14 protein-coding genes and 1 tRNA gene are annotated in these 17,642 nt (G+C 61.8%); 13 read left to right on the top strand and 2 right to left on the bottom strand.

The window, feature by feature from the left end:
• Positions 1-13 precede the first annotated feature (13 nt).
• The 12 genes from sigH to VFO25_13270 all read left to right on the top strand — a co-directional run bounded on the left by sigH (position 14) and on the right by VFO25_13270 (position 12,490).
• Positions 14-661 carry an RNA polymerase sporulation sigma factor SigH gene (gene sigH, locus VFO25_13325; protein ID HET9343884.1) on the top strand — a complete coding sequence of 216 codons (648 nt, stop codon included), beginning with the start codon at positions 14-16 and terminating at the stop codon, positions 659-661.
• Positions 662-825: 164 nt separating this feature from the next.
• Positions 826-3,177, top strand: a complete 2,352-nt coding sequence (locus VFO25_13320) for an EAL domain-containing protein (GenBank protein HET9343883.1) — start codon at positions 826-828, stop codon at positions 3,175-3,177.
• Entirely contained in the window at positions 3,174-4,829 is a 1,656-nt protein-coding gene (locus VFO25_13315; protein HET9343882.1) for a peptide ABC transporter substrate-binding protein, read from the top strand. The genes VFO25_13320 and VFO25_13315 overlap by 4 nt, the downstream gene beginning before the upstream one ends.
• Before the next feature lie 104 nt (positions 4,830-4,933).
• A complete protein-coding gene (locus tag VFO25_13310) occupies positions 4,934-5,764 on the top strand; it encodes a DUF72 domain-containing protein (GenBank protein HET9343881.1) in 831 nt (276 codons plus the stop codon).
• Between the two features lie 140 nt (positions 5,765-5,904).
• The gene (locus VFO25_13305; GenBank protein HET9343880.1) at positions 5,905-6,468 is read left to right on the top strand and encodes a hypothetical protein; all 564 of its coding nucleotides are present in this window, start codon (positions 5,905-5,907) and stop codon (positions 6,466-6,468) included.
• 131 nt (positions 6,469-6,599) lie between these two features.
• A complete protein-coding gene (locus VFO25_13300; protein HET9343879.1) occupies positions 6,600-6,722 on the top strand; it encodes a hypothetical protein in 123 nt (40 codons plus the stop codon).
• Between the two features lie 2,167 nt (positions 6,723-8,889).
• Complete coding sequence (locus VFO25_13295; protein ID HET9343878.1) at positions 8,890-9,015, top strand: hypothetical protein; 126 nt, start codon at positions 8,890-8,892, stop codon at positions 9,013-9,015.
• A gap of 215 nt (positions 9,016-9,230) precedes the next feature.
• Complete coding sequence (locus VFO25_13290) at positions 9,231-9,524, top strand: transposase (GenBank protein HET9343877.1); 294 nt, start codon at positions 9,231-9,233, stop codon at positions 9,522-9,524.
• Positions 9,521-10,336, top strand: coding sequence for an IS3 family transposase (locus VFO25_13285; protein ID HET9343876.1), 816 nt, complete (start codon positions 9,521-9,523; stop codon positions 10,334-10,336). Before VFO25_13290 ends, VFO25_13285 begins: the two co-directional genes overlap by 4 nt.
• A gap of 290 nt (positions 10,337-10,626) precedes the next feature.
• Positions 10,627-10,699: transfer RNA gene (locus tag VFO25_13280), tRNA-Thr, on the top strand.
• 170 nt (positions 10,700-10,869) lie between these two features.
• The gene (locus tag VFO25_13275; GenBank protein HET9343875.1) at positions 10,870-11,160 is read left to right on the top strand and encodes a hypothetical protein; all 291 of its coding nucleotides are present in this window, start codon (positions 10,870-10,872) and stop codon (positions 11,158-11,160) included.
• A 130-nt stretch (positions 11,161-11,290) separates the two neighbouring features.
• Entirely contained in the window at positions 11,291-12,490 is a 1,200-nt protein-coding gene (locus VFO25_13270; GenBank protein ID HET9343874.1) for a cation:proton antiporter, read from the top strand.
• Here the strand turns inward: VFO25_13270 and VFO25_13265 are convergent.
• On the bottom strand, positions 12,487-13,563 hold the full coding sequence (locus tag VFO25_13265) for a TIGR03118 family protein (GenBank protein ID HET9343873.1): 1,077 nt from the start codon (positions 13,561-13,563) through the stop codon (positions 12,487-12,489). The genes VFO25_13270 and VFO25_13265 overlap by 4 nt on opposite strands.
• 113 nt (positions 13,564-13,676) lie before the next feature.
• On the bottom strand, positions 13,677-16,121 hold the full coding sequence (locus VFO25_13260) for an MASE1 domain-containing protein (protein ID HET9343872.1): 2,445 nt from the start codon (positions 16,119-16,121) through the stop codon (positions 13,677-13,679).
• A gap of 211 nt (positions 16,122-16,332) precedes the next feature.
• Here VFO25_13260 and VFO25_13255 point away from each other — a divergent pair, with 211 nt between their 5' ends.
• Entirely contained in the window at positions 16,333-17,592 is a 1,260-nt protein-coding gene (locus VFO25_13255) for a choice-of-anchor P family protein (protein ID HET9343871.1), read from the top strand.
• The last annotated feature ends 50 nt before the right edge of the window (positions 17,593-17,642 follow it).

Raw genomic sequence — 17,642 nt, 5'->3', positions numbered from 1 at the left:
GGGTAAGAGATACTTGGGGGCACTTCACCCGACAGAAGAAACCCTGGACTACAGCGAGCGAGCCGACGAAGAACTCGTAAATGCAGCGAAATGTGGCGACAACCTCGCCATGGAGTTCCTGCTCAACAAATATAAGAACTTCGTCCGCATCAAAGCGAAGAGCTACTTCCTCATCGGTGCAGATCGCGAGGACATCATCCAGGAAGGCATGATCGGCCTTTACAAGGCCGTCCGTGACTTCCGGGCCGATAAACTCTCGTCGTTCCGCGCCTTCGCGGAGCTGTGCATCACGCGCCAGATCATCACCGCCATCAAGACGGCGACCCGGCAGAAGCACATCCCGCTCAACCAGTACATCTCGCTCAACAAGCCGATCTACGACGAGGACAGCGAACGAACGCTCCTCGACGTCATGGCGAGCGCGAAGATGTCTGATCCGGAAGAACTCGTCATCACGCAAGAAGTGTCGGAAGACATCAAGGAACGGATCCAGGAGAACCTGAGCGACCTCGAGTCGCAGGTGCTGCTGAGCTATCTCGAAGGCAAGTCCTATCAAGAGATGGCTCGCGACCTGAACCGCCACGTGAAGTCGATCGACAACGCGCTCCAGCGCGTCAAGCGGAAGATCGAGAAGAATCTGAGCGAAGTCGACCTGTACTAGGGGTTGGAAACACCAACCGCTGAAAAAGGGAAAGGCGCTGGGTGACCGGCGCCTTTTCGTGTGATTGGCGTCACGCTCGGGGCAGATGCCGATAGAGACGGCGACAGTCGTCACGCGCGAGCTCAAATCCCTGTCTCACGAGCGTGACCCCAGCAGCACCCTGGATGCAGCGCACGCTCGATTACCTATCGTCCGCGACTAATCCACGCCGTCGCGGCGCGGTCGTCGCGTTGCTCATCGTGCTCGCCGCCGCGGTCGCGGCCTACAATTATCTAGGTATATCGAGCGCCTTCGCCCGTTCGCAGCAGTTCTACGTCGCCCGTCAGATCACGTGGCAAGTGCTCGAATCGCTCTTCCGTGAAGAGTCGGCGCTTCGCGGCTATACGAGCACGAAAGACGCGCAGTACCTGCCGTCGTTCACGACGGCGCACCAGCAGTACGACCGCCAGTTCGCGCGCCTTCAGCGCTACATGTGGGCGGTCGACGTCCCCGGCTCCGGACAATACCTCAACGACATCAAGCGCATCCATGGCCAATGGATGACGACGGTCGCATCGAGGCTCGTCGCAAACCCGACCGGCGCCGCAGCTCAGGATCGCCAGCGCACCGGCGAGCTGCTCCTCACGACCCTCGGCGACGACGTCACGTCGCTCAACAATCTCCTTGACGCAAAAGTAGCGCAATCGGTGCACGATGCCCGGCTTCGGATCCTCACGGCGATCGTCGAGATCGCGCTGCTCACCGTCTTCTTCGGCTTGACGATCATGAGCATCCGGCGATCGAGCCGTCGCGTCGAGCAGTATTTCATGGCAGAGATCACCGAGGCGAACAAGACGCTCGTCAGCGCGCAGCGGCTGGCCGGGGTCGGCAATTGGGCCAAGGACCTCAAGAGCGGTAAGACGACCTGGTCGGCGGAGCTCTACCGCATCTTCGACGTGCCGCTCTCGTCCGCGCCGGAGGACGACATCCGCCGCTTCGACCACGCCGAGGACGCTCCGAAACTTCGTGAAGCGGTCGGCGTCTTCGAGCAGAGCGGCCAACCGTATCGCATCGACCACCGTATCGTCACCGCATCGGGCGACGTGCGCCACGTCCAAGAGCAAGCCGAGTTCTCGACCGACGCCGACGGAAACCCGACGCGCATCATCGGCACGATCGTCGACGTCACCGAGCGCAAGCTCGCGGAGGCGCGGCTCGCGTATCTCGCCCACCACGATGCGCTCACCGGATTGCCGAACCGGACGATGCTCAACGAACGCCTCGAACACTCGATGGCGTACGCGCAGCGACATGGCGGATTCGTCGCGGTCCTCTTCCTCGACCTCGACCGTTTCAAGAACGTCAACGACACGCGCGGGCACACGTACGGCGATCAGCTGCTGCGCAAAGTAGCAGAGCGGCTTCGCGGCGTCGTCCGCGCAACCGACACCGTCGCCCGCTCGGGCGGCGACGAGTTCATCATCGTCGCCGGTGACGTCGCGAGTCCGAGCGACTTGCTCGCCATCGCTTCGAACGTCCACAGCGCGTTCGAGAAGCCGTTCGAGCTCGAAGGCGAAGAGGTGTTCTGCACGTCGAGCGTCGGCGTCAGCGTCTTCCCGCAGGATGGCAACGACGTCGACACGCTCATCAAGAATGCCGACGCCGCCCTTTACCTCGCGAAAGGCAACGGCCGCAACAACATCCAGTACTTCACGGTCGACATCGTCGAGTCGGCGTCGCGCCGCATGGCGCTCGAAGCCGATATGCGACGTGGTCTCGAGCGCGGCGAGTTCCGCCTGCACTACCAGCCGCTCGTCGGATTGCGCTCGCGCAAGCTGCTCGGGTTCGAGGCGCTGCTGCGCTGGCATCACCCCGAGCTCGGTCTGGTCCTGCCCGAAGAGTTCATCCCGGTCGCCGAAGAGAGCGGCATCATCGTCCAGCTGGGCGAGTGGGTGCTGCGGACCGCATGTGCGCAGCAGAAGTCGTGGATCGACCAAGGCTACGACGTCCAGCGCGTCACGGTGAACATCTCGGCGCGTCAGATCCAGACGCGGCAGCTCGAATCTATCATCGAGCGCGTCATCGAGGAGACGGGAATCACGCCGAGCGCGCTTGAGATCGAGCTGACGGAAACGCTCCTCATGAGCGACATCCCCGGCAGCGTGTTGACGCTGCGCAACCTGCGCGAGATGGGCGTGGGGATCTCGATCGACGACTTCGGCACCGGGTACAGCTCGCTCGGCTACCTCAAGAACTTCCCGATCGACAGCCTCAAGATCGATCGGACCTTCGTCCGCGACATCACGACCGACCGCTACGACGAAGCGATCGCGGCCGCGATCGTCGCCCTAGCCCGCAGCCTCGGGATGCACGTCATCGCCGAAGGCGTCGAAACGCCCGCGCAGCTCGCGCAGCTCCTGCGGCTCGGATGCGATGAGGGTCAGGGCTATCACTTCGGCCAGCCGCTGCCGCCCGAAGCGTGCATCGAACTGCTCGAAACGCACACGATGCGCGAGAACCATGAGGAGCCGGCATGAACACCTCGCGCAGCATCGGCAGGGTCTTGGCGTTCTTCACGCTTGTCGCTTCGCTCGCCGCCGGCGGATGCGGGAATCGCGCAGATGCGCTCGCCGCGATCGGCGACCGGGTCAACCAATGGACGGTCCCGGGCGTGCTGCGAATCGAGACGACGTCGACGCCGGACACGCTCAACCCGCTGTTGGGCCAGGAATCGATCGATACCGATCTCTCGATGTTCTGGGCCGGGCATCTCTTCAACTGGAGCGATGACGGCCAGATGATCCCCGAGCTCGCCACCGAGGTGCCGACGCTCGCCAACGGCGGCATCAGCGGCGACGGCCGGACGATCGTGTATCACCTGCGCCACGGCGTCCTTTGGCAGGACGGCAAAGCGTTCGACGCACGCGACGTCGTGTTCACGTGGCACGTGATCATGAACCCCAACAATGCCATTCCGGTGCGGCAGGGCTACGATCTCATCACGTCGATCGACACACCCGATCCGTATACGGTCGTCGTCCATCTGCGCCGGCCGTACGCGCCGTTCATCTCGACCTTCTTCGCGATGTCGAGCACCGCGTATGCGGTACTCCCCGCTCACATCTTGTCGAAGTACAAGTCGATCGACCATACGCCGTTCAACCGCGCGCCGATCGGCACCGGTCCGTTCCGGGTCGATTCTGTCGACGGTTCGCACGTGAAGCTCGTCGCCAACCGCTCGTACTGGCGCGGCTTGCCGCAGCTCAAGGAAGTCGATTTCGAATGGCAGCCGGACGGTGACAAGATCCTCGCCGATCTCAAAGCGCACAAGATCGACTTCTACTATGGGGCGTTCGGTCACCAAGAGCCGCAGCTCCACGGTATTCCGGGGACGACGATCTACTTGTATCAGTTCAACTACTTCCTCGACATCGGTTTCAATACGGCGTCGCCCGTCGTCTCCGACCGCCAGGTCCGCCAAGCGCTCGCGTACGCGACCGATCGCGCCGCCATCGTGAGCGAAGACGCGAACGGCGTCAACGTGTCCGCCGATACGGATCAAGCGCCGTCTTCGTGGGCTCGCGATGAGGGCGTCAAACATTACGAGTTCGACCCCGCAAAGGCGCGCGCGACGCTTGACGCAGCCGGCTGGAAGGTCGGTCCGGATGGAATCCGATCGAAAGGCGGGCACCCGCTTCGCATCGTGCTCGTCAGCGACGGCATCGCGGGGTCGGCGACGACCGAGCGCATCGTCCAGTCGGATTGGCGCGCCGTCGGCGTCGACGTCGTCATCCGCAACTTCAGCGAAAACGTGCTCGACTCTTCATCCTCATTCGGCGGGATCGAAGCGACCGGCAAGTTCGACGCGGTCATCGAAGGCTGGGTGAATGGCGTCGACCCGGACGACTCGACGCAGTTCATGTGCGACATGCGGCCGCCGGCCGGCTGGAACGTCTACCGCTACTGCAACCCATCGCTCGATGCGCTCGAGCGAGCCGAGCTCTCGACGTACGACCGGAACGAGCGGCGCGCCGATTTCGGGCGCATACAAGAGATACTCGCGAACGACGTCCCGATCATCATGCTCTCGTTCGCGCAACAGCAAGACGTCGTCAACCTCGACCTCAAGAACTACTATCCGGCGACGGCCGTGACCCCGTTCTGGAATCCCTGGCAGCTCGAGATCTGACATCGCGTCATCGACATCTTTAGACCCGTAGCGGTCGAGCTTTAGCTCGACCGCCGCGGCCAACCCACAGGGCCGTCGCCATCTCCGCGCCCAATCCAGCTTACATGCTCCGTGTCGGCACGTGTGGTTTCTCATACCGCGACTGGGTCGGACCGTTCTATCCGTTCGGCATCCGTCCGGCGTCGATGCTCGACTACTATGCGGAGCGATTCTCCGCGGTCGAGATCGACAGCACCTACTACGCGATCCCGAAGCCGTCGATGTTCGAATCGATGGCGCATCGGACGCCGGCGGATTTTCGTTTCACGGTAAAGGCGCCGGGCAGCGTCACGCACGTGCCGGCTGATGCATCGCCCGAGGAGTCCGAACTGCTCTCGTTCCGGGCATGCCTCGAACCGCTGATCCGCGCCGGCAAGCTCGGCGCGGTGCTGGCACAGTTTCCGAATTCGTTCCGCCCGACGCGTGAGGCGCTCGGCCGGCTCGAACTGCTCCGCAAGGACTGGTCCGATCTGCGCCTCGTCGCGGAGTTCCGCCATCGCGACTGGCAGAAAGATTCGGTCTTGCGCATCTTGAGCGCGCTCGATATCGGGTGGTGCAACGTCGATGAGCCGCGTTTCGAGTCGCTCGTCAAACCGGACGCGCAGACGACGTCGACGATCGGCTACGTACGATTCCACGGACGCAACGCGGCGAAATGGTGGAAGCAAGAGCGCAGCGCGGCCGAGCGTTACGACTACACGTATTCCACCGACGAACTCGTCGAGTGGCTGCCGCGCATCGGCGAGATCATCGAGCAGACGGACGAGACGTACGTGTTCTTCAATAACCATCGGAACGGGCAGGCGGTGACGAACGCGCGTCAGATGATGGATCTGCTCGACATCACGCCTGCGCCTGTCGACGATGCGTCGAGGCAGCTCAAACTGCTAGAATAGCCGACGGACGCAGTGATTTCGCGCCGGGCCCGGGACCTTCGTCCGGGGACTCATCACAGGCGCGAATTTTCGATTAATTGAATTTTCAGCAGCCGACGGTAGAGTCGTGTGGTGCTATCGCTTCAAGAAAGGCGTTTGGAATGAAGTACGCGGTCGGTTCGTTCGTCCTCGCGGCGCTGCTATTGGCCGGATGCAGCGCACACGGTTCCTCGGCGTCGTCGCCGATCGTTCCGGCGCCATCGCAGAATGTCATGAACGTCGGATTTAACGAAGACGGCGTCGACATTTCGACGTCGGCAATAGCGGTCGGCATCCGTTTGACCGGCGAAGCGCCGTTTACGAGCCCGAGGTACGGCGTCGTGCTCGGCTACTTCAAGGGCAAGACCTCGACGACGTCTGAAGTCATCTCGCTTCCCGCCGCGACGTCGGTCCATTTCTTCAACGTCGACACGGTCCGGCCTCACACGCTGAGCTTCTTGGGCGACGCAACGCGGAACATGGCGCCATGGCCGCAGCTTTTCAACGGCAGCTCGACGAAGTCGCCGGCCGGCACCGCGATCGGAACGGTAAACTTCAGCACCGGCGCTCTCAATCCGGGCACGAAGTCCGTCATCTACAATACCGGTATGCCCGGCTTCTACATGGTCGGCTGCGCGTTCCACTATAACTCGAACGGCATGCGTACGGTGATCATCGTCAAATAACCGGCCGCTCGCGCAATCAACGCAAAACGCCCTCGGCCATCGCCGGGGGCGTTGCATTTCACTCAACATGATGTAGTAGGCCGAGCGAAGCTCGGCTTCTTACCGCCGCGGTCTGGCTCTAAAAAGTCGGCGTGGGCGAAGGCGTCGGCGACTTGCGCGGGCTAGCGCTCGGACGCGGCGATGGTTTTGCGCTGCCTGTCGGCATGACGGTGAAGGTCGGCATCGGCGACTCAGGTGCTGCCGGCATTTGGTAGGCGTCGTTTCGCGAATGCGTCGCGGCGACCGCGGAGAGGATCAATGTAGCTGAAAGCCCGATAGCGGCGACAGTCCGTCGCCAATGCGTCTTGATCATAGCGCTAAAGAGTTGCCCGTTCTAACACGATCTCAGACGACCGACAGTCGCTTGGTCGCGCTGTCAGCGGGGAGCCGAGCGCCTTCGTCCAATATGTTCCAAGGTCTGCGCCGACGTAGCTCAGTTGGTAGAGCGGCGGTTTTGTAATTCGTCAAGACGCTGACACCCCGTTACTTTAAGTGGCGGGGTGTTTTCTTTTTAGCGTGATCGCGTCGTCATGTCAGCCGACAACATCGGATGTCAGGCAACGGACGTGACCTCGGCGTGACCTCGGTAAGGGGACCGGGGGTTTTCGACGAGCGCGAAGTTTTGGGACCCCCGGCGGTTCTTATCGCGTGATGTTTTTGGCGAGCGACTGGTCGGCGCGATCGGGCGCAGGGCTAGGACCGCACAGATGGACCTGGGCCTTCAGGCTCCCATTGTTCGAGTCTCGCGGAGTGGAAGAGGCAGCATCGAACGCTCGCAGAACGCCCAAAAAACCGGCGAAAGGTTTTGATTGCGACAAGCAACCTTGCGCCCGAGTTCGGTATTGTCGTGAACGAGCGAGGGCGAAAATGATACGTCTGATTTCCGCTGTTGCCGTATTGCTGCTTGCGGGATGCGCCGCGGTTCCCAGTGTTCCGACTCATTTGCAACCAGTGGGATCCGCGTCACGCAATAACGGCGGGGCCTTTAGCGCAACGTATGCGGGCACCGAGACCAACGGAGAATTCTGCTTCGAGAACCAGAAAATCAGCTTCACCGGGAAGGGATCGGCTTCGTTCCTTCGCCGCAGCACGGAGGTCGGCTCAGTTCAGTGGGCGACGGGATTCAACTGCAATCTGAGAGGCAAGGCAACTCTGACGAGTATACTTTATCCGGGCAACAGCATTCTAGTTTATTTGACCGGAACAACTCAAATATGCGACCTCCGTGGCAGTGGCCTTTTTTACACCGTTGGCGGAGGGACTGGAAGATTTAAGCGCGCGAGCGGCGGGGGCCATATTACCTTTAGTTGCAAGGCCGATGGGACGTACACCGACAGTTGGAGTGGATCGTTAAACTTCTGAAACCGCGTCCAGCCAAGGTAGTCAACGGCTCGGTCCAGGCTGATTGCCTTTCCCCGAACTCGACTTTTTCAAGAAACGTGAGGACGGAATGATGCGCTCGATTTTTGCAATCGCAATATTGGCTCTTGTGGGGTGCTCCGCCATGCCGAATATTCCGATTCATGCGCAACCGCACGGTGCCGCGATCAAGGCGAGTGGCGGAGCCTTTAGCGCGAGCTACTCAGGCACGTTCACGCTGAGAGCATGCGCTCCGCCTGACGGATTCGGCAGCTTCGGATTCAATGGCTCGGGCTCTGGCGCGTTCATCCATGCCAGTACCGAAAACGGTTCGGCGGTCGGAAACGTACATGGAGCCTGCTCATTGAGCGGGACCACTACGCTTAGGAACTCGCTACATCCGCGGAACTCAGTGAAGGTGAGCCTGTTCCTCATGGGGTCCGGCACTGGCCAGGATAATACGCCCTGCCATCCAGACTTCGGTCACACCGTGAAGTTCACTATTGTTAGCGGCACAGGAAGATTCGCGAACGCGACTGGTAGTGGGACCGTGAAGTTCACCTGTAAGAGCAACGGTACCTATACCGACCAATGGTCGGGCACGATTACGTTCTGAATTTGGAGGGCGATATGAGACGTTTGATTTCGGCGGTAGCATTGTTAGTGCTTGTGGGATGCGCCGCGGTCCCGAGTGTTCCGACTCATTTGCAAACCGTCACGCTTTCCGTACAACAGCGCGGCGGAGCCTTTAGCGCGACTTATTCGGGTAGCCAGAGCCTAAGAGTCTGCAATCCGCCCGACGGAGATGGCTCTTTCAGATACACCGGAGTCGGCTTTGGGTCATTCATTCGCAAGAGCACGGAAAGCGGTTCTCTTCGTGGTGATGTCCATTCGGGGTGCAATTGGAGCGGCCAGACAATCCTGACGAGTAAATTCCATCCGCAGAATTCAATCACGATGGGCCTAAGCCTCAGGGGATTCCAAACCGGTACACCTTGCGCGCCCCGGTTTGGACAAAAGGTGATGTTCACCGTGATAAGCGGAACCGGAAAGTTCGTGAACGCGACGGGCAGCGGAACCGTCGCCTTTACGTGCAACAGTAGTAACGGCACATACACCGATCACTGGTCGGGCACGATCACGTTCTAAAAGCGGACGCGACCGTGGACATCGAGAACATCTCGGGTCAGCGGGCCCTTCTAAATTGCCGTTGAGATCAAAAGCAATGAGAACTCGTGTACCGCTGCTACTCCTTACTCTTATGACGAGTGGGTGTTATGCCAGTTCCTTGTGACCTGAGGCGGTGATTTCGGACAGGCGGAAGCTGTGAGTTCTCGGGCGTAAGGCCCGCCAAGGAGACTCACGTGAAGAAGAGCCGCTTCACCGAATCGCAGATCGTCTCGATCCTTAAGGAACTCGACGCCGGCGCGACCGCGACCGAGCTGGGCCGCAAGCACGGCGTCCATCCGAACACGATTGGGGCGTGGCGCGCCAAATACGCCGGCCTCGAGACGAGCGATCTCGTGCGTCTCAAACAGCTCGAAGACGAAGCCCATCGCAAAGACCGCGTCATCGCTCGGCTGACGCTCGAAGTCGAGGCGATGCGGGAGTTGATCCAAAAAAACGGTTGGGGCTCTCGCAGCGGCAAGACGCGGTGAGAGCCTTGCAGACCCGGGGGATCTCGGCGCTGCGCGCGTGCACGCTCGCGGGCTACGCGCGCAGCAACCTGTACTACCGTCGCAAGCCGAGGGCGGATGAGCCGATCGCGAGTCGCCTGCAAGAGCTTGCGACCCAGCGGCCGCGCTGGGGTTGGCGGCGCCTCTTGATCGTGCTGCGACGCGAGTACGACGGCGTCGGCGAGTATCGCTTCCGCCGCATTTATCGGGGTCTTGGGCTGCAAGTACGGCCGCGTAAGAAACGCAAGGTGCGCTACGTGCGCGGCAACGCCATCGCTCCGGTCCACGCGCCCAACGAGCGTTGGTCGCTCGATTACATGCACGATACGCTGGCGAGTGGACGGCGACTACGCGTACTCGTGATCGTCGACGACTACACCAGAGAATGCTTGGCAACCGAGGTGGAGCGCGGCTTTGATAGCCGTCGGGTCATCGCGGTGCTCGAACGGATCGGCTTCGTGCGTGGCTTGCCGCGAACGCTGCGTTTTGACAACGGCGCAGAGCTCACCAGCCACACGATGCTCTCCTGGGGAGCCGAACAACGAATCGAGCTGCACTTCATCGATCCCGGTAAGCCGATCCGGAACGCGCACGTCGAATCACTTAACGGAAAAGCCCGAGACGAGTTCCTCAACATTCATTCGTTCTTGACGCTCGATCAGGCTCGCAACGCAGCGGCGGAATTGCTGACCGATTACAACGAAGTCCGGCCGAATAGTTCGCTCAGAGGTCGTACACCCAAGGAGTTCGCGGATACCCTATTGATCAACCCATCACAGGAACCAGCTGCCTGAAACCCCGCCTCAGGTCATGCCGGTCACAACGGTTTCGGCTAACCTCGGTCATAGCAATACAACGACAACCCTGAACGTCTACGCCCATCATATTCCGTCTGCGGAAGATACCGCCGCGCTGGCGATCCAGCGAGCACTTGGCGGCGTCTCGTGAAGCGGCATACCCTAGCAAGATCAGCCCAGGTGGAATTTGTCTGTGACCTAACCGTGACCGCGAACCGACGTTTCGCATCGATAGGAGAGGGGCGGATTTCGCCAAACCCGCACCAAATAAGGCACTCAGCGAATGCGCCGACGTAGCTCAGTTGGTAGAGCGGCGGTTTTGTAAACCGCTGGTCGGGGGTTCAAGTCCCTCCGTCGGCTTCTGAAATCCGGAGTCGAGACACATCGTTCGCGATGCCGAAGGCAACCTATTCGGCCTCGGACGTTTTTCATATGACCGGGGTCATCTTTCCATTAGTCCCCCGGTCCTGCGCGGTGTGCCAGGGCACGCAAACGTGGTCGGCACGGGTACGTAGACGCAGACCGTTCTTTTGACGGCCGGAGAGTCGGTACAGTTCCAGAACCTGGATACGATACAGCACTCGGCGGCATTCCTCGGCGACGCGACGTCGAACTCGGCCCCTTGGCCTGGCTCATTCAACGGCTCGACGACCCAGTCGGCTGCGGGAACCGCGATCGGTTCGTCCGGCTTTGCGACCGGACCGATCAACCCGGGGAAGAAGTCGCTGATATACGAGACCGGTATGCCCGGGTTCTATATGTTCGGATGCCAATTCCACTACAACTCGCACGAGATGCGCATCGTCATCATCGTGCACTAGCCGCAGGACGGCGGTTGTCGAACTTGTAAACCCTCGGCCGGCGGTGGAGTCCGCCGAGCAGCGATGCAAAAACGCTCCGACCGGAGCCGATGACTCCTGACTGCTGCAAAATCGCCGTTAGGAATCACACATGCATCCTTTTGTCGACGTAGGCCAACTTCAGAACACCTGGCTCATCGCGGCCATCTGGATGGCCCTCGCTCTGCTCGGCTCGCTTATCTCCATCCGCTTCGCCATCGCGGCCGCGCTCATCGAAATCCTGCTTGGAATCCTCGCAGGCAATCTCATCGCGTTGCGATCGAACGTCTGGATCGACTTCATCGCGGGCTTCGGCAGCATCATGCTGACATTTCTCGCCGGCGCCGAGATCGATCCGAAGGTCCTGAAGGCTCAATGGAAGCCTGCGGTCGCGATAGGCGCCCTGTCGTTCTCCGCTCCGTTTTTCGCAGCTCTTGTATTTGCGTTCTTCGGAGCGCATTGGAGTTTGAACGCGGCGAAGATAGCCGGCACCGCCATGTCGACCACGTCGGTGGCGGTCGTCTACGCTGTCATGGTGGAATCGGGACTTGCGGGAACCGGCTTCGGACAACTGATCTTGGCGGCGTGTTTCATCACCGATCTCGGAACGGTCGTCGCGCTCGGACTGCTCTTTTCGAACCTCAACGCATGGCTCGCGCTCTTCGTCGGCGTGAGCTTCGTCGTGATCGCATTCGCGCCTCGCTTCGTGCCGAACTTCTATGTGCGGCTTGGAGACCGTGTCAGCGAACCAGGTGCGCGCTTCCTGTTCTTGATCATCTTCCTGCTCAGCGGCCTCGCGACGCTCGCGAACAGCGAAGGCGTCCTACCCGCGTACTTCCTCGGCTTCTCGTGCGCCGGCTTTCTGCTGAGCCATAGGGAATTCTCACGGGGTCTGCGGCGTACGACGATGAGCTTGTTGACGCCGTTCTACTTCATCAAAGCGGGCACGTTCGTATCGTTGACGCAAGCGGCCGCCGGCGTATGGGCTATCGCCGCGTTCTTCGCCGTGAAGGTCGTCGCAAAAGTCATCGCGGTCTTCCCCGCAGCCCGCGCGTTTCGTTACAAGGCCGGCGACGCGGCCTACCTCACGCTCATGATGGCCACCGGTTTGACGTTCGGCACGATCTCGAGCCTATACGGCCTTACGCACGGGTACGTCACGCAGGCGCAATACACGGCTCTCGTGACGGTCGTCATCCTGACCGCGATCGTTCCGACGATGATCGCGCAGCGCCACTTCCCGCCGAGCCAGGATGTCATCGAGGCCGAGTCCGGCGGACTCGAGGAGATCGAAGTGCGTACCTCGCGTTAGGGAGCTGGTATGAACCTACCGAATAACCCGTCGCCGTATCCGTTTGGACCGGCCGAGAAATAGAGCTGATCGGCATTTCCATTGGCGCCGCCGCCGGAACCTACTTCGAGGCTCCATAAGCCGGGCATAGCGATCGTCTTGCCCGTGGGGTCTTGCATCTGGCCCAAGAACACGCCCGTTTTCGCGTTGAACGCGCTTATGTGTCCGTCATCCTCATTGCCGATCAAGAGCGCGTCGCTGAACTGACCGAAATGCGGCCCCGCGACGGCGGCGCCCCACGGCGCTTCGAGCGCCCCGCCTGGTCCGTTCGCCGCGAATCGCTTGATGAGCCGGCCGTTGAAATCGAAGATGTCGACAACGCCGCCTTGGTTACTCGCTTGACTGCCGAAGGTGACGAGGATGAAGCCCTGGACGAGGTGGACGCCATAGACGCCCAGCTTATGCGATACGGTTGGATCGGTGAACGAGTATAACTTCTGGAATTTGCCGTCGAACACGTCGACCCGATCGTTGACCGCATCGGCGGCGTAGAGCCGCTCTCCGTGCCGCGTCTTGGCGATGGTTAGTCCCGTGTAGAGCGAATGCGAGCTGAAGTTATCGACCGCGACGATCGCGTGATTCAGATCGACGCCCGGATTCCAGCCGCTGATCGTGCCATCGAGCGTGTCGAAGAGAAAGATGCCCGGACCTGACGCGCCGTTTTCAGAAACGACGAACGCATTCGTCGGGTTTGCGACGATGCCGCTCGGCGTGCCCGCCGTTCCCGCGGGCTGCTCGGGCGCAGCCGGGATCGCGACGACGAGGCCCTGCGGCACACCGTGAGAGTCGTAGAGAGTTGAAAGTCCCGTGCCTTCATCCGACAGCCAAAAGGGACTGCCCGGGAAGAACGCAGCGCCCCAGCCGTTGACGAGGTTCGGATCCGTGTGGTGCGCCATGCCGGGCACGTTCGACGTCAGGTTGATCTGCTGATAGCCTCCCGCCGCGGCGGCCTGCGCGACGCAAAGATCCAACGCTCCAAGTGCAAGCACGACTGCCGACAACATCGGCAGCGCACGCCTAGATGAAAAATGCATCGAACGCGAACCTCCATGATGTCGCCGAACTCTAGTCGGCGTGCTACAGTGGCGGCCAGCGTATCAGCGACCGCTGAAACAACGGTGAATGAAAAAATCTGCGCAGTCGTGCGTTATGACGGAGCGTGCCAAGACGTTCGAGCGGCGCGAGCGATCGGCAGAGCGACTGTCAATGTCGTGCCGATGCCGTCGTTCGAATCGACGCTCACAGCATCGGCGAGCGTGCCGACGAGATAGAGGCCGCGGCCATCTTCGTCGAATTCGTCGTCGGGCAGCTTGACGGCGAAATTCGGAAGGCCGGGCCCTGCATCTGAGATCGTGAGCACCGGATGGACTCCATGGCAGTCGATCTCGAGGCGTACGACGCCGGGCGCATGCTTGACCGTGTTCGCAAGGAGCTCGCCGATGATGAGCTCGGAGCGCGCGAGGTCCTCTTCGGAAGCGCCGTAGTCGCGCAAGAACGCCATGAGTTCGTGGCGGGCAGCGTGTGCGAAGTATGCGTCGCTCGAGTGGAACAACCACGTCTTCCGACCGGCAGGGTCGACCGAGATCGGACCGTTTGGCGCGGGCGACAACTGGAGCACGACGATCACCGCATCGTCGGTCGCCTTGTTCGAGCCCATGACGGCGCTCTGGACGGCGAGTGCCGGCCGCGGCCACGTATCCGTCTCGACGATAGCCGACACGGCTTGGACGAGCGCCGCTTCGGCCGCCAAAACGTCGCGCTTGAATTCGGTGATGCCGTCGGAATAGAAGAGCACGACCGCATCCGGCGCCAGCGGCACGACATGCGTCTGCAATCGCAGATCGGTGTCGACGCCGAGCGGCATGCCGCTGCATGAGAGGATACGAGCCGGAATAGTCGATGCGCCGATGATGGGCGGCGGGTGACCCGCGCTCGCGAAGCGCATCGTTCGGAGGTCGCGGTCAATGAGCGCCACGAGCGCCGTGACGATCGTGCTTTCTTGCAATCGCAGCAGGTCGTTGGTCTTTGCGAGGATCGTCGAAGGGTCGTCGGCGTCGAGCGCTGCTGCGAGAATGCTCTGGCGCATCCGGGCGGCCGTCATCGCCGCGGCGACGCCATGGCCCGCGACGTCGCCGATCGAAACCATGATCCGGCCGTCGGGGAAATCGAACGCGTCGTACCAATCGCCGCCGACAAACGCCGTCTGCTCGGCAGTCAGATAGAGCGCATCGAAACGCACGTCGGGCCGCTGAGGCAGTGCGCCGGGCAAGAAGAAGGCCTGAAGCGTGTCCGCGATGCGAGTCGTCTGCTGCAGCTCGCGCTTTTGAGCATCGACGTCCGTGTTCGTGCCGTACCATCGCGTGACGGTGCCACGCTCGTCGCGCATCGGCTCCGCCCTGACGAGGAACCAGCGATAGCCGCCGTCGTGGCGCCGGATCCTCGACTCCATCGAAAACGGTTCGCCGGTCGCGATCGAACGCGGCCAATCGCGCATCATCCGTTGATAGTCGTCGGGATGGTACGCGCGCTGCCAACCCCACCCGGCCGCTTCGTCGGCCGTCTGCCCGGTGAACTCGTACCAACGCTCGTTACACCAGTCGATCCAGCCTGAGCCGTCGGCCATCCACACCATTTGCGGCACCGTTTCGGCGAGCAGCCGGAATCTTTGCTCTGCGGCTACCGCCTGCGCGCCGGCTTGACGGCGCTCCGCGATGACCGCTCCGAGGATGAGCCCGCTAACGGCGAGCATCGCGACGAACGTGACAAGCTCGCTCAGCCGGACGTCGAGCGTTCCTTCGCTGAACGGTCCGAGCCCGTGGGCGGATCCCCAGATCGCGATGGCCGATATCGTGACGACCGCGAGGGCGACGATGCGCTGTCGGAATCGCAACGCGGCCCAGATGAGCACGGGATACACGTCGTAGCCGGACGCGAGCGGTTTCAAGAAAACGAGCGCGGATACGATTACGAGCGCCACGCCCAACGCCGCCGCTTCGACGGCGGACGTCCACGTGACCCGCGCGCGAATGGTAGGTGTGAGCCAGGTGAGGATGAGCGGTGCGAAGATCAGGACGCCCATCGCATCGCCGGTCCACCAAAGCCGCCACGTCGGCGCGAACGCCGACCACGGGATGATGCCGGATAACGCGAGGTTGAACGTGCCGTTCGTCGCCGTCACTGTCATCGCCGCCGCCGCTGCGACCAGCACGAATGCGATGACATCGCCGACGCGTTCGAGCGCCGGATCGAAACGCCCGATGCTTCGCAGCAGATAAACACCGACGATAGGCCCGGCCGTATTGCCGACGGCGATCGCCGCGGCGGTCAACAGCGGTTCGTGGCTCAGCGCGTTGCTGACGAACGCGCCGAGGAAAACGCCCGGCCAGATCCGATAGCCGAAGACGAGGAGGCATGCGACGGCGATACCGGCGGGCGGCCACACGGCGGTGACTTGCTTCGTCGCGTACGCCATCGAGAAGCCGATCTCGGCGAAAACGATGTAGGCCGTCGCGACAAGCGCAATGGAAATGAGATACCGCGCGTCGATCAGGGACGCACGCGTTCCGGCTGTAGCAGTCGTCGAAGAACTCATCGCCGCAAAGTCCTCTAGTGGCATTATCGACCGGCAGCCCTGGTTCCCGGCCAACCTGCCGCTGGGCCGGAACTTGCCAAAGCGCCAGGTCTAGGCGCGAACTGTTCCCAGCGTGTAATGGCCGCTGCTTTACATTTGGTTCATGACCTGGGCTCGGTTCACGGTCGGATCGCGAACGAATGGGTCCCGGGCTGTCACAAGGAGGGAACCAATGAAGCGGACATGGACGGCGGCACTTGGGCTCTTGATCATCCTCGCTGCGAGCCGGACTGCGGCGTTCGCCGCGCATCAGCCGGCGATCGCCGATGGAGACGCGTACGCGGCAAAGATCGACGCGAACATAGGCGGCCCTAATAACCTGTCGGCAGGGCCGATCGCGCCCGCATCGCTCGCCTGCGATACGAGATCGGCCACCGATCAGAACTCGGTCGCCTCGATAACCCTCGAGCCGATCATCACGAGTTCAGGCACCGCGTCGGATATGGTGACGAGCACCTACGGCTCGTCAAACGTCGCGGTCCAAAGCTCTTCGGTCATCCAAGGCGTCGATGTTCTTAGTGGCGTCATCACCGCCACGACGGTCCAAGCCGTCGCCAATAGCGGCTTGACGAATGGGTCGGCGTCGAGCAATGCGAGCGGCTCCATGTTCGTCGGCCTTACAGTCGGCGGTCAAATGATTTCGGGCACGCCGGCCCCGAACACGCGGATCCCGCTGCGTGGCTTAGGTGTCGTCATCTTGAACGAAGAGTTGATGAGCCGTAACCGTTCCGTCGCGACCGGCATCACCGTGAATATGATCCATGTGCGGATCACGCAGTCGAACAGCTTCGGCCTTCCGATCGGCGCGAGCATCATCGTGGGCCATGCAGACTCGAGCATCGCGACGCCGCCGGTACCGGTGACCGTCGATGCGAGCTCGTATGCCCTGCTCGCGACCGGACTTGTCGGTCCGGGTTCGGCGAAGAGCGGACCGTGGGCACCGGCGCGCATACCCTGCACGGGCGGAACAGCCGAAGACGATCTCGCGCAGTTGACGCTGACGTTCGCGAATCTCGGCACGATGGTGGACACGGCGATGGGCCAAGTCTCGTCGAGTGGGTCGTCTGCCGGAGCGCAGTCGCAGGTCCAAAACGTGAACGTGCTCGCCGGACTCATCGCCGCCGACGCGGTGACGTCGGACGCGTCGGCCGCGCTCAACGGATCGGCTTCGCGATCCGGATCGGTGACGATCGTCAACGGTTCGATCGCCGGCATTCCGATCTCGTCGTCGCCCGCGCCGAATACGATGGTGAACATCGCGAACCTCGGCTATGTGGTGCTCAACGAGCAACACGGATCGCTTGGTGCGCACTCAGCCAAGATCGTCGTCAATGCGATCCATCTCGTCGTGACGACGAACAATACGCTCGGCCTGCCGGTCGGGGCAAATGTCATCATCGCGAACGCGACCGCGGGGGTGAAGCGCTTCTAGGGCGCGCTTTTAGTGGTATGCCGAGCGAAGCGCGGTGCGCCCTCCGCTCG

The organism is Candidatus Eremiobacteraceae bacterium, from assembly GCA_035710745.1.
Lineage (GTDB): Bacteria > Vulcanimicrobiota > Vulcanimicrobiia > Eremiobacterales > Eremiobacteraceae > JANWLL01.
Note: the sequence above shows the minus strand (reverse complement) of the source record. Positions and strands in the feature narration are given on the sequence as shown.